The 12,963-nt window shown below is 65.5% G+C and carries 15 protein-coding genes; 10 read left to right on the top strand and 5 right to left on the bottom strand.

The window, feature by feature from the left end; all coding sequences use genetic code 11:
• Window positions 1-76 precede the first annotated feature (76 nt).
• The 7 genes from NJQ44_RS10635 to NJQ44_RS10605 all read left to right on the top strand — a co-directional run bounded on the left by NJQ44_RS10635 (window position 77) and on the right by NJQ44_RS10605 (window position 6,849).
• Window positions 77-1,300 (top strand): sugar ABC transporter substrate-binding protein, encoded by a 1,224-nt coding sequence (locus NJQ44_RS10635; protein WP_254271327.1) that lies wholly within the window; start codon window positions 77-79, stop codon window positions 1,298-1,300.
• Between the two features lie 34 nt (window positions 1,301-1,334).
• A complete protein-coding gene (locus tag NJQ44_RS10630; RefSeq protein WP_254271326.1) occupies window positions 1,335-2,351 on the top strand; it encodes an ABC transporter permease in 1,017 nt (338 codons plus the stop codon).
• Entirely contained in the window at window positions 2,348-3,178 is an 831-nt protein-coding gene (locus NJQ44_RS10625) for an ATP-binding cassette domain-containing protein (protein WP_254271325.1), read from the top strand. The genes NJQ44_RS10630 and NJQ44_RS10625 overlap by 4 nt, the downstream gene beginning before the upstream one ends.
• Window positions 3,179-3,231: 53 nt before the next feature.
• Entirely contained in the window at window positions 3,232-4,134 is a 903-nt protein-coding gene (locus NJQ44_RS10620; protein ID WP_254271324.1) for an SMP-30/gluconolactonase/LRE family protein, read from the top strand.
• Window positions 4,135-4,201: 67 nt separating this feature from the next.
• Window positions 4,202-5,389, top strand: coding sequence for a UxaA family hydrolase (locus NJQ44_RS10615; protein WP_254271323.1), 1,188 nt, complete (start codon window positions 4,202-4,204; stop codon window positions 5,387-5,389).
• Window positions 5,386-5,697 (top strand): UxaA family hydrolase, encoded by a 312-nt coding sequence (locus tag NJQ44_RS10610; RefSeq protein WP_254271322.1) that lies wholly within the window; start codon window positions 5,386-5,388, stop codon window positions 5,695-5,697. The genes NJQ44_RS10615 and NJQ44_RS10610 overlap by 4 nt, the downstream gene beginning before the upstream one ends.
• Window positions 5,698-6,849 carry a UxaA family hydrolase gene (locus NJQ44_RS10605; RefSeq protein WP_254271321.1) on the top strand — a complete coding sequence of 384 codons (1,152 nt, stop codon included), beginning with the start codon at window positions 5,698-5,700 and terminating at the stop codon, window positions 6,847-6,849.
• 33 nt (window positions 6,850-6,882) lie between these two features.
• Here the strand turns inward: NJQ44_RS10605 and NJQ44_RS10600 are convergent, their stop codons facing one another.
• Window positions 6,883-7,848, bottom strand: a complete 966-nt coding sequence (locus tag NJQ44_RS10600) for a mannonate dehydratase (protein WP_254271320.1) — start codon at window positions 7,846-7,848, stop codon at window positions 6,883-6,885.
• Between the two features lie 92 nt (window positions 7,849-7,940).
• Here NJQ44_RS10600 and NJQ44_RS10595 point away from each other — a divergent pair, with 92 nt between their 5' ends.
• The gene (locus NJQ44_RS10595; protein ID WP_254271319.1) at window positions 7,941-8,285 is read left to right on the top strand and encodes an L-rhamnose mutarotase; all 345 of its coding nucleotides are present in this window, start codon (window positions 7,941-7,943) and stop codon (window positions 8,283-8,285) included.
• Window positions 8,286-8,378: 93 nt separating this feature from the next.
• The gene (locus NJQ44_RS10590) at window positions 8,379-8,837 is read left to right on the top strand and encodes a universal stress protein (protein WP_254271318.1); all 459 of its coding nucleotides are present in this window, start codon (window positions 8,379-8,381) and stop codon (window positions 8,835-8,837) included.
• Window positions 8,838-8,850: 13 nt separating this feature from the next.
• Here the strand turns inward: NJQ44_RS10590 and NJQ44_RS10585 are convergent, their stop codons facing one another.
• Genes NJQ44_RS10585 through NJQ44_RS10575 form a run of 3 tightly spaced genes read right to left on the bottom strand, consistent with a single transcriptional unit; the run spans window position 8,851 to window position 11,406 of the window.
• Window positions 8,851-9,312: a MaoC family dehydratase gene (locus tag NJQ44_RS10585; protein ID WP_254271317.1), complete on the bottom strand. Its 462-nt coding sequence runs from the start codon at window positions 9,310-9,312 to the stop codon at window positions 8,851-8,853.
• A 41-nt stretch (window positions 9,313-9,353) separates the two neighbouring features.
• A complete protein-coding gene (locus tag NJQ44_RS10580; protein WP_254271316.1) occupies window positions 9,354-10,364 on the bottom strand; it encodes an aldose 1-epimerase in 1,011 nt (336 codons plus the stop codon).
• A gap of 40 nt (window positions 10,365-10,404) precedes the next feature.
• A complete protein-coding gene (locus tag NJQ44_RS10575; protein ID WP_254271315.1) occupies window positions 10,405-11,406 on the bottom strand; it encodes an LLM class flavin-dependent oxidoreductase in 1,002 nt (333 codons plus the stop codon).
• An 82-nt stretch (window positions 11,407-11,488) separates the two neighbouring features.
• Here NJQ44_RS10575 and NJQ44_RS10570 point away from each other — a divergent pair, with 82 nt between their 5' ends.
• A complete protein-coding gene (locus tag NJQ44_RS10570; protein WP_254271314.1) occupies window positions 11,489-12,151 on the top strand; it encodes an RraA family protein in 663 nt (220 codons plus the stop codon).
• Between the two features lie 9 nt (window positions 12,152-12,160).
• On the opposite strand, the gene NJQ44_RS10565 is transcribed toward NJQ44_RS10570, so the two are convergent.
• Entirely contained in the window at window positions 12,161-12,949 is a 789-nt protein-coding gene (locus NJQ44_RS10565) for an SDR family NAD(P)-dependent oxidoreductase (RefSeq protein WP_254271313.1), read from the bottom strand.
• Window positions 12,950-12,963 lie beyond the last annotated feature (14 nt).

Here is a 12,963-nt window from a genome sequence, read left to right as displayed (position 1 = left end):
ATTAACCTCGACGAACGACCGACGACAGCAGTTTTCAACAATCTTTATGTATATACACCCTGTAGCTGACCTTTGTATGGCAGAGAATACCAGACGGAAGTTCATCAAGACGACAGGTGCTGCGATAACGACGGTTTCGCTCGCCGGGTGTGGTGGTGGCGACGGCGGCGGCGGTGGCGACGGCGGCAGTGACGGCGGTAGCGACGGTGGCAGTGACGGCGGCAGTGACGGCGGTACGACGGGCAGTTCGGACGGCGGCAGCGGCAACACGCTCCAGAAGGTCGGGATGTCAGCGTACGTCCGCGGCGGGTCGTGGATTACGGCCTACATCGAGGCGGCGCGCTTCTACGCCGAGGACCTCGGCATCGAACTGGACGTGCGCCCGAACCAGCAGAGCGCACAGAAGCAGGTGCAGGACATCCGGGACTTCACCAACAGCGACCACGACGCCATCCTCGTCGGTGTCTGGTCGACGGGTGCCGCAGAGAGCGCCATCAACGCCGCGATGGACGCTGGCACGCCGGTATTCGCGACGAACGCCGACACGTCGAGTTCGCAGATTCCGCTGTACGTCGGGTTCAGCAACTACGACGGCGGCGCGAGTTCGGCAGAGGAGATGGTCACGGCGCTCGAAGCGCAGTACCCCGATAAGGACAACTACCGCGTGCTGAACGTCCGCGGCCCGCAAGGGAACCAGTCCGCGAACCAGCGCTCGCAGGGGTACCTCGACGTTCTGGCCGAGAACGACAGCATCGAAGTCGTCCAGACCCTCAACGGCGAGTACGCCCGCGACCAGGCCCAGTCGACAGTGCAGGAGTGGATCAACGCGAACGGTCGCGTCGACGGTATCTACTCCGGCAACCTCTCGATGGGTCTCGGCGTCGTGCAGGCGCTTCGGAACCTCGACATGCTCGTTCCGAAAGGCGAAGAGGGCCACATCTGTCTGACGCAGATGGACGGTAGCCCAGAAGTGAACCCGCTCGTCGGCGATGGCACCATCGACGCCGCCGTCGACCAGCCCAACTACTTCTACAACCCCATCGCGATGCAGTACATGAAGGAGTACGTCGAGGCTGGCAACGACCCGAGCGTCATCCCCGAAGTCGGGTCCGAGGTCACTGCCGACCAACTCAACATCCAGCCCGGCCAGCACAAGGGCGTCGAGATGTGGTCCGAACCCATCTGGGAACCCGGAGTCATGCGCGAACAGAACGGTCACCCGTGGTTCCGCACCAACAGCGTCGTCATCACGGACGAGAACTACGACCAGCCATTCCTCTGGGGCAACGTCTGGGGCTGAACGCGGCATCTAACGACACCATATCCCTTCAAATATGTCTACGGAACAAGGATTCATCGGACGGACATTCGGCGACAGAGACGACGTAATACTCACGCTGCTGGACAACATGATCTGGCCGATTCTGGCCATCGTCATCCTCGGCGTCCTCGTGTTCGTCCCGCAGACGCTCAGAAACGTCAACGCCATCCGCCTCGTGCTCTGGGCGTCTGTCCCCATCGGACTGCTCGTCCTCGCGGAGAGTCTGTGTCTGCTGTCCGGGCACTTCGACCTGTCTATCGGCTCAATTGCCGGGTTCTCGGCGATGTTCACCGGCATGATTCTCGGGACCTGCCCGAGTTGCTGGGGCATCACCACGAGCCCGTGGGCTGGCTTCGTCATCATCCTGCTGACCGGGTCGCTCATCGGCCTCGTCAACGGTATCATGATCGCGAAAGTCGGACTGAACCCGTTCCTGCAGACGCTCGCGTTCCTCATCATCTTCGAGGGCGCGAAGACGGCGATGCAGACCCAACCGGTGACGGGACTGCCGCGCCTGTACGTCGACGTCGGTGGGAACCCCGAGTTCGCTATCGGTGTGTTACTGGTTGCGTTCCTCGTGTTCGGCCTCCTGATGCACTTTACCACGTTCGGTCAGTCCGTGTACGCGCTCGGCAGTTCAGAGAAGTCGGCGCGAGAGGTCGGTATCGACACCGAACGGCTCATCATCCTCGTCTACACCATCAGCGGGACGCTGGCGGCTATCGCCGGACTGATGCTGACCGGCTTCGTCGGCGTCGTCCCACCGCTCATCGGTGAAGGACTGGTGTTTCAGGCATTCGCCGGGGCGGTCATCGGCGGCATCAGCCTGTTCGGCGGGCGCGGGAAGATTACCGGCGCGCTCGGCGGCGTCATCCTCATCCAACTCGTCCAATCGGCACTCAACAACAGCCCCGCAGTCGGGGCGACCCAAATTCAGATGATTAACGGAATCGTGTTACTGGTGGCGATACTGCTGTACAGCACGCAGGCGAAGATTCGGGCTCGCATCCTCGCGAGTGGTGCGGCATGAGCGTCGAAGACGCCGCCGAAACCGCACAAGAGAGCGCGAGCGGGCAGGACACCAGCGATGGCTCCGCGCCGAAACTTCGCGTCGAGAACGTCACCAAGCAGTTCGGTCGCATCATCGCCGTCGACGACGTCACGCTCGACATCCAGGAGGGTGAAATCTTCGCCCTCGTCGGTGACAACGGGGCCGGGAAGTCGACGCTGATGAACGTCCTCAGCGGCGTCCACGCACCCACCAAGGGGACCATCTACAAAGACGGGCGAGAAGTCCACTTCTCGAATCCGTCGGACGCGCGAGCCAACGGCATCGAGACCGTGTACCAGGACCTCGCGCTCATGGACGACCTGGACATCGCGACGAACATCTTCATGGGGCAGTTCCCCCGACGCGGTATCGGGCCGCTGTCGATCATCGACTGGGAAGAGACGTACGCGCGCTCCGAGGAGATAATGATGGAGCGGTTGGGTCGCGACGTCGACATCAAGACCGAGGTGGAGTTCTTCTCCGGCGGTCAGCGCCAACTCGTCGCGGTCGGTCGAGCGCTCGCGTTCGACCCGGACGTCATCATCTTAGACGAACCGACGAGCGCGCTGTCAGTCGACGCGACGCGACTCGTCCAGAACACCCTCGATAAACTGGCGGAGGACGGTATCACTATCGTCATCGTGAGCCACAACATCGAGTCCGTCTTGGCCCACGCCGACCGCATCGGCGTCCTGTATCAGGGTAATCTCGTGGACATCAAACAGCCAGAGGAAACGGACCTCGAAGAGCTGAACGAACTGATGACCACGGGGACGCTCAACGCCGGACTGCTGGACGACGACTAACTCCCCTCCTTCTCGCAGTTACGTTTACGGTCCGCCGGGTCGATACTGAGTGCATGGCCGACGCAATTCCGGAAATAGTCGTCGACATCGAGTGTGAGACAGGCGAAGGACCGCTGTGGCACCCCGACGAGGAACTGCTCTACTGGTGTGACATCCCGAACGGTCGCATCTATCGGTACGACCCGACGGCGGACGACCACGAACTCGTCTACGAGGACGCCGACGAGCGCATCGGGGGCTTCACGTTCCAGACCGACGGGTCGCTCCTCCTCTTTCAAGAGGCCGGTGCGGTCCGTCGTCTCGACCAAGACTCTGGGACGGTCGACACCGTCACCGACCCGGACCCCGACCGCTTCCACGAGCGGTTCAACGACGTCATCGCCGACCCCGAGGGGAGGGTCTACGCTGGCGTGATGCCCGATACCGAGCGCGACCTGTCGGGCCAACTGTACCGTCTCGACACCGACGGGACGTTCACGCTCGTCCGGGAGGAGTGCGTCCTCCCGAACGGGATGGGATTTACCGAGGACCTCTCGAAGTTCTACTTCACCGACACCGGCGAAGTCGACCCGGACTGTCCGGGCTACATCTACCGCTACGACTACGACCGAGCGACGGGGGACATCTCGAACCCGGAGACGTTTCTGGACGCCAGCGACATCGAGGGAATGCCCGACGGCATGACCGTCGACGACGAGGACCACGTCTGGTCGGCGTTCTGGGACGGCCACAAACTGATTCGCTTCGCGCCGGACGGGACCCGCGAGCGGACCGTGGAGTTCGACCCGCGGAAGGTGTCGTCGCTCACGTTCGCTGGCGAGGGCTACGAGACGGCGTACGTTACAACCGCGTGCGTCGAGACGCGGGCGGAAGAGGGCGCGGGCGCGGGGAGCCTCTACCGCGTCGACCTGGGTGTGAGCGGGCGCGAGGAGTTCCGGTCCGATATCGACGTGTAGTCCTCGTCGCCACCGCCCAAATCGGCACCACGGAAACGTTTTAGTCCGGGAGTGGTGAAGTTTAGCCATGCCAACTTTCGAGGGCTATCCACGGGCAGATGGACCGCCCGGTGTCCGGAACTACGTCGCCGTGATACCGACGTCGGTCGCCACGTCGCCGATTGCTGACGAAATCGCCGCGCAGACGGGCGAAAACGTCCGGTCGACGCCACACCAGATGGGGAGCGACCCGCCAGCAGCGGCGAGAGAACAGATAGAGCGCACGCTCGTCGGCGTGGGCACGAACCCGAACGTCGGGGCGGCACTCGTCGTCGGTCTGGGGACGGAACGAATCGCCGCGGCCGACATCGCCGAGGGGATTGCCGACGCCGAGCGGACGGTCGAAACGCTCACGCTCCGCGAGGAGGGCGGGACGGTGGCGACAGTCGACGCCGGGGCCGCCCTCGCCAGCGACCTCTGGGACGAGATTTCGGACCGCAGTCGCGTCGAGTGCGACGCCAGCGAACTCCGCTTCGGCGTCGAGTGTGGCGGGTCCGACGCGACCAGCGGTATCGCCTCGAATCCGGGGGTCGGGGCGGCCTGTGACCGACTGGTCGAGGACGGCGGCACCGCCACCTTCTCCGAGACGCCGGAGTTCATCGGGGCCGAACACATCCTCGCCGACCGCTGTGTCGACGAGGAGGTCCGCGAGCGACTGCTGGACCGCGTCGACCTCCGAGAGGCGACGGCCGAACTGATGGGCGTCGACCTGCGGGGCGCGCAACCGAGTCCCGGCAACCAGGAGGGCGGCCTGACCACTATCGAGGAAAAGAGCCTCGGTGCGATATCCAAGGGCGGGACGACGCCGGTCCGAGGCATCGTCGACTACGCCGAGGAACTCCCCGTCGGCGGCGGCCTGGTCCTGATGGACACGCCGGGGTACGACGTGGAGAGCGTCGTCGGCAAAGTCGCCGGCGGCGCGCAGGTAATCGCCTTTACGACCGGCCGCGGGTCGACTACGGGGAACCCGCTGGCACCGGTCATCAAGGTGACTGGGAATCCGAAGACGGCCGAGCGCCTCGCGAACAACATGGACGTGGATGCGAGCACCGTCATTGAGGGCGAATCGCTCGAATCCGTCGGTGACCGCATCTACGAGAAACTCCTGTCGGTCGCGAGTGGCGAGCGAACCGCCGCGGAGCAACGGCGACTCGAAGAGTTCGCCATCAACGAACTCCAGCCGAACGAACTGGAGAAACTGCGAGGTGGCGTATGAAGGGCAAAGTGCTCGGTGACCTCGGGTTGCACATGGCCGCCGACGACAACGTCGTCACCGCCATCGTCGACGCGGAGGCGGGGGCGACGCTCCCGTACGAGGGAACCACCGTCGAACTCCCCGACGACGTGCAGTTCGGACACAAGATTGCGCTCGTTCCGCTCGAACCCGGGGACGACGTCCTCAAGTACGGCGAAGTCATCGGACAGGCGACCGAGACGGTCGCACCCGGCGAGTGGGTCCACACGCACAACATGGAGAGCAAGCGCGGCCGCGGCGACATCGCCGCCCAGGCGGAGGCGAACTGAATGTCGACAGCAGAGACGAACGAGACGCGGTCCGAGCACGAGACCGACCCCCGAGAGCGACGGCTGACGGGCTATCGCCGCCCCGACGGTGGCGTCGGCGTCCGAAACCGCGTCCTCGTCGCCCCGTCGGTCATCTGTTCGCACATCGTCGCAGAGCGAATCGCCGACGCCGCCGACAACGCCGTGAGCGCGCCGCACGACCACGGCTGTGCGCAAATCGGCGCCGACCACGAACAGACCGAGCGGACGCTGTTGAACCTCGCACAGAACCCGAACGTGGCGGGCGCGACGGTCGTCGGACTCGGCTGTGAACACCTCCAGAGCGCGCCGTTCGCGGCGCGTATCGAAGACCACGGGGTCCCGGTCCGCGAAACGTCGATTCAGGACGCCGGTGGCTCTGACCCGTGTACCGAGGAGGGCATCGAAGCGACGAACGAACTCGCCGCCGACGCGGCGACCGTCGACGCCACCGACGCGTCGCTCGGCGACCTCACAATCGGCGTCGTGAGTTCCGACCTCGACGACTCGACCCGAGACACCGCCGACCCCCTCGTCGGCGAGACGGTCGACGCGCTACTCGACGCCGGCGCTCGCGTCGCCGTCGCCGGGAGCGAGCGACTGGCACCGCACGCCGACGCCGCCGCCGACCGGGCCGCCAGCGAGGCCGTCGCAGACGACATCCGCGCGGCCGCCGAGCGAAGCGCCGACCGACCGGGGAACGTCCGCGGACTCGTCCGCCGCGCCGCCGACAGTCCGTTCGACGCCGTCGTCGGGTCGTGGGGCGACGCGTCGGTCGACGAGTTCGTCACCTACGGCGAACGACTCACTATCGACAGCGGCCTCGCCGTCGTCGATTCGCCCTCGCGCTTCGAGGAAGCCGCGACGGCCCTCGCCGCCGCTGGCGCGTCGGTCATCGTCCACGTCACGGCCGAGGGAATCCCGACGGGACACCCGGTCGTGCCGGTTCTCAAAGTGACGGGTGACGAAGGGACGGCGGAGTTACTCGCCGACGACATCGACGTGGACGCACGCTCGGCGTCGGCGGAGACTGTCCTCGACGAACTGCACCGTGTCGCCGACGGTGGCGAAACGGCCACGGAGCGCCACGGCCTCACGAAGTTCGCGATAAACCGCGTCGGTCCCTCGCTGTAAGCCGTCGAAAAATCCGATTTTGGCAGCCGGTCGTTACTCGTCGGCCAGTGCCTGCTCGCGCAGGCCTCGCATGTAGCCGATTGCGAACAGTCGCCCCTTCGTGTGGTACCCTGGGTTAGAGTTGTCTTCGCCCGCCATCGTCGGGACGTGGTCGGGTCGCATCGGCACGTCGTCGCCGACGTGGTCTTCGTAGGCGCGCATCGCCGCGAGCATGTCCGTCGGGCCGTCGTCGTGCCACGTCTCGACGAAGCGGTCGGCGTCGCCCTCGATGTCGCGGAAGTGGACGAAGTTGATACGGTCGCCGAAGCGCTCGATGGCCGCGGGGATGTCCGCGCCCATCGCCGCGAAGTTCCCCTGACAGAACGTGACGCCGTTGTACTCGCTGTCGTAGGCGTCGAGCACGCGGTCGTATGCCTCGACGCTGGTGACGATTCGGGGGGTCCCGCGGAGCGATTCGCGGGGCGGGTCGTCGGGGTGCAGGCCGAGTTTCACGCCCGCCTCCTCGGCGACGGGGGTCACTTCCTGCAAGAAGTATTCGAGCGCTTCCCACACGTCCTCGTGGGTCACGTCGGCGAACGATTGCGGGCCGCCCTGGGTCTTCTCGATGTCGAACTCCGTGACGTAAGAGCCACCGCGCGACTCGACGTGCGCGGCCGTCCGCGCCCACCGGACGCCGGCCATCCAGTCGTAGCAGACGACCGGGATGCCGATTTCACCGCAGTTCCTGAGGAACTGTTTGAACACTTCGATGTCCTCGTCGCGGCCCTCGGCCCCGACGCGAACGCGGTCCGAAATGGGGACGGAGCCTTCGAGGACCGAGAACTCCAGCCCCGCGTCCGTGAGCCAGTTGTCCAGTCCTTGCAGGTCGTCGTAGGTCCACTGTGTCCGCCCGTCGCCGATTTCTATCGGGTGAATGACCGTCTTCTCGACGCCCATCTGTTTGGCGAGTTGCCACCGCTCGTCGGGTTTCGGGGGGAGAATGAGTGCTGGTGCGACCATGCATCTCCTCCAGTCGCCACGCTACTAATACTCCCGGAGTCGGCAGGCCCGTCGGCGTAACACTCATTTGCCCCGCGGGAGTCTCGGCCTCTATGGCAGACGACACAGAGCGGGCCGTCTACGTCCAGCGAATCGACCCGGACCAGCGCGAGGCGTACGTCGACGCACACGACGACGTGCCCGAAGCCGTTACCGACGCGATGGACCGCGGCGGCGTCGAGGAGTTCGAACTGTACCTCCGCGACGACATCGCCGTCTGCATCCTCGAATGTGCGGACCTCGACGCGTACTTGGCGGCCGTCGACGGCGACGAGGAGGTGGCCGAGTGGGAGCGGTACACGGGCCAGTTCAAGAAAGAGGGCGTCGACGCAGACGCCGACCCGGAGTCGGGAATCCCGTTCATGGACTGCATCTGGCGGTTCGAACCCGAGGAGTAGGCACTCGCAGCGAGCGTCGGACCGCTACGAGTACCGGTCCGTTACGACCGCAGTGACCGGAGCTATTTTTTCGGATGCCGTCGAAAGCCGGGTATGGACACGTCACTCGACACAATCCTGCTCGCAATCGGGCCACAGGACGACGACAGACTGGACGAACTCGCCCGGGTCGCCCTGCAAGTGGCCAAGCCCACCGGCGCGACGGTAGTCCTCACGCACGTCTTCACCCCCGAGGAGTTCGAGGAAGTCGCGGAAGAACTCGACTACCCGAGCGCCACGGAGGAGGACTTAGACGAGATTCTCGAACGGCATCAGTCGGTCCGGTATCTGGAAGGCCTGTTCGACGAGAACGGTGTGGAACACGAGATTCGCGGCGTCGTCGGCAACATCAGCGGCGGCATCGTGAAAGCGGCCGAGAAGACGGACGCCGACCGCGTCATCATCTCCGGTGGCTCTCGGTCGCCCGTCGGCAAGGCCGTGTTCGGGAGTACCGCACAGACCGTCCTCATCAACTCGCCCTGCCCCGTGACCTACGTCCGGCCGCGCGACTGAGGCCCGGGAAACCCTATTCGTCGCCCTCTCGTCGCTCGACCAGCGTGATGTGTTCGCAGACGAGCAGCGTCGTCTCTGCTTGGTCGGTCACTTCGTACCGGTAGACGACGCGGCCGAGGGAATCGTTGTACTCCTCCGTCTCGACGACTTCTCGGTGGACGCTGAGCGTCGTCCCGATACCGACGGGCTTGACGAACCGCAGGGAATCGTAGCCGTACGAAAAGGAGCGTGGGTTCATGTCGGCTATCAGCGCTTCGGCCACGGAGAAGACGAGGTTCCCGTGGGCGATGCGCTCGCCGAAGTCGGATTCCTCGCTGCGCTCGACGCTCATGTGGAGCGGGTGAAAATCACCGGAGAGGCCAGCGAAGTTGACCACGTCCGCTTCGGTTATCGTGCGGGCGGCCTCGACGCTGTACGTCTCGCCTTCGTCGATGTCCTCGAAGTACCGGTCGGTGTCTTTCGACGGAGCTGTCATCGCCGAATCTACGCCGACGGAGGGTATAAAGCCACATACCGTTATTTGACGGTGTGCGTCGCTAACCGGACTGTCGACGACTGCGTCTCTCCCGGACCGAGTGACTCGGCCGTCCCGTTCTCGACGGCGTCGGCGACACCCGAGTTCGGAATCGACGTGCAGGGTTCGAGGCCGACGTTGTAGTTCCGGCCGAAGAACGGTGCCGCCTCGAACCCGCCGAGCGGTTGCCAGTACCAGAGGTACTCGTAGAACGAATCGGGATACTCGACGGTGACGCCCAACTCGAGGTCGGGGTTCGAGAGGGTGTACCGGCCCTCGGAGAAGTCCGCCAACGCGACGAGGTCGTGGACCCGTTCGCCCGCGGCCGGGAATTCACGCAGGTCGACGGGGCCGTCGTCAGTCTCACAGACTGGCCACTCGAACGTCTCTCCGGGCGGGAGGCGGGCGGTGTCGGCCGTCTGGTCCGGGTCGACGTGGACCGTCTCGCAGGGGACCGAGAGCCGTGCCTCCGGGGCCACCAGGGGTTCGCCGAGCGCGATGTGCTGGAGCCACGAGTAATCGACTTCGACCGCGCCGGTGTTCGTCACCCGCTCGCTCACCTCGACGGCCGACTCGCCCGCCGCGAGCGTCACGTCCCGTTCGATGTCGAACGGGTAGCGTGTGAGCGAGGCCGAAAGCCTGACACCGACTTCGTCGGGCGTGTCAGTCAGCACCGTCGTCTCGAACGGGACCAGACTCGACTCGCCGTGGAGCGCCAGCGGTGCGCCGTGGGCCGACGACGGCCCGCCCGCGCCGGGGAGCACGCTCTGCCACCCGCCGGGATAGTGGTCCAGAAACGAGAACGCGCCGTCGGGTGCGCCCACCGTCCCACTCGCCGGAGCGCGCCACTCGTGGGGGGCCTCGAACAGCACGTTCACGTCCGTCCGCTTGTCGCGTATCTCCGTCACGTCGCCGCCCTTCCCGGGCAGTATCTCCACGCGGAGGTGGTCGTTCTCCAGAAACAGGGCGTCGATGCCGCGCCGGGTGTACTCGTCGGTGAGGGTGCAGGCCATGCACCCGATTCGCCGCTGTGTCACATAACCGTCGGGGCCGCTACTGGAACTCCGGCATGACCTCGTCGCCGAACAGTTCCATCCCCGTCGTGTCGGGGAAGTCCAGAAACATCAACTGGAGCTTTCCGAAGCCGAGGTCCCGAATCCGCTCTATCTGGGTCGCCACCTGCGAGGGCGTCCCGATGAGCATACTCCCCTTCTCGCGGGCGTCCTCGGCGTCGTCGAGCGTCTCGTCCATGTCCGACTCCTCGCCCCACGGGAGCGGGAAGATGTCGTCGACGGCCGCCTCGACGGCTTCCTCGTCCTCTCTGACGAGGACGTGTGCGAGCCACGACCGCTCCACGTCGTCGGGGTCGCGGCCCTCGTTTTCGAGGTACTCGTCGAACTTCCGGACTTTGAAGTCGATGGGTTTGCCCCGCGCTCGGGCGCTTATCTCGACGTTCCACTCGTCGGCGTGGCGGGCGATGAGCCTGAGCATCTTCGGTCCCGCGCCGCCGATGACGATGGGCGGGTGCGGGTCGCTGACCGGTTTCGGGTTGTTCAGCGCGTCGTCGATGGCGAAGTGGTCTCCCTCGAACGTCGGATGGTCCTCGGTGAACATCGCTTTCGCCACCTGCACGCTTTCTTCGAGCATCTCGATTCGGGTCCCGATGTCGGGGAAGTCGAAGCCGTAGGCGTGGTGCTCCTCCTCGTGCCACCCCGCCCCCAGACCGAGGCGGAGGCGGCCCTCTGAGAGGATGTCCACCGTCGTCGCCATCTTCGCCAGCAGCGCGGGATTGCGGTAGGTGATAGACCCCACGAGCGGGCCGATGTCCACGTCGTCGGTGCGTTCCGCGAGCGCCGACAGGAGCGTCCACACCTCGTACTCCTCGGCCTTCGGCCCGAGCATGAAGTGGTCCGGTGCCCACAACCCTTCGAGGCCCACGTCGACGGCGGCGTCGACGCCGCCCATAATCGTCTCTCGCTCGACGGTTTCGAGCATCGGCGTGTCCCGGTGGACACCCGCACCTGCGTAACACTGGACCATCCAGTCGAATTGCATACCCACTCTGCGGTTCCGACCAGAATAATTGTTGGGGGTTCCTCGCAGATAGATTCTTGTGACCGCCGCGCCCGTATCCGGTATGAGCGACCCGTCAGTCGGCGACCTGTGTGAGCGCTACGAGCAGTTGTACCCCGGTGCGGTCGTCGACGTACTGGACGACGAGGGGTTGGAAGACCAGACGCTCTCGCCCGACATCGCGCCGCTACGGGACGGGATGACCGCGGCGGGCGTCGCCTACCCCGTCGTCGGCCGCCCGAACCGAAGCGTCGACCCCGAGGAGAACATGCGCAACATCCTCCAAATGCTCGGCGACGCCCCGGAACACGCCGTCCTCACGTACCAGACGAACGACGACAGGGCGGCCCACCTCGGGGAACTGTCGGTCGTCTCGCTGCAGGAACAGGGCGCGCGCGGCGCGGTGTTAGACGGCGGCGTTCGGGACGTATCCTACATCCTCGACGAGGAGTTCCCGGTCTTCGCCCGCTACCGCACGCCCGCCGACGCCGTGCCCCGCTGGGAGATTCTGGAGTGGGGAACGGACGCCGTCGTCGGCGGCGTCGAAGTGTCGGCCGGTGACATCGTCCTCGGCGACGAGGACGGCGTCGTCGTCGTTCCGGAAGCAATCCGCGTCTCGGTTCTGGAAGCCGCAGAAGAACTCGCCGAGACGGAAAACGAGGTCCGGGACGCTGTGCGTGCCGGACGGGCCCCGCTCGACGCCTACGACGAGTACGGCGTGTTTTGAGCGGTTGGTTCAGAGACCGCTGTGGGCCAACCATCCCCCGTCGACGGGGAGGTTCGCGCCGGTGATGAATCCCGCTTCGTCGCTCGCGAGGAAGACGGCGGCGTCGCCCACGTCCTCGGGCTTGCCGAACCGCGGGAGCAGCGTCTGTTCGCGCGATTTCGCCATGTCTTCCTCGGTGACGATGTCTTGTAGCGGCGTCTCGACGTAGCCCGGGTTGATGCAGTTGACGCGGACGTTCTCATCGCCCAGTTCCATCGCCAGGTCCCGCGTCATGTTGACGACGCCGCCCTTCGCCGCGGCGTATGGCGGGCCGCCGCCGCCCTCGAACCCGCGCACCGACCCGATGTTGACGATTTGGCCCTCGCTCTCGACGAGGTGCGGGACGGCGAACTTCACGCAGTAGAAGACGCCGCTCAGGTCGATGTCGATGGACCGCTGCCACTCCTCGACGCTCGTGGTCTGTGAGTCCCCGACGATTTGGATGCCCGCGTTGTTCACCAACACGTCGACGCCGCCGTAGGTGTCGACGGCCGCCTCGACCATCGCCTCGACGCTGTCGGGGTCGCCCACGTCCGTCTCGACGAACGTTCCGTCGCCCGCCGTCTCCTCGCTGACGAGTTCGTCCGTCGGCGTCGTCACGTCGGTGTCGTACTTCTCGCCCTGTTTCGGTTCGCGTCGCACGTCGGCGACGACGACGTTCGCGCCCTCCTCGCCGAATCGGTTCGCGATGCCGCGGCCGATACCGCTTGCCGCGCCGGTCACTATCACTGTCCGGTCTGTGTGTCGCTCTGCCGCCATAGTCAGAAATCAGG

This window comes from Haloarcula marina, assembly GCF_024218775.1.
GTDB classification, from domain to species: Archaea; Halobacteriota; Halobacteria; order Halobacteriales; family Haloarculaceae; genus Haloarcula; species Haloarcula marina.
Note: the sequence above shows the minus strand (reverse complement) of the source record. Positions and strands in the feature narration are given on the sequence as shown.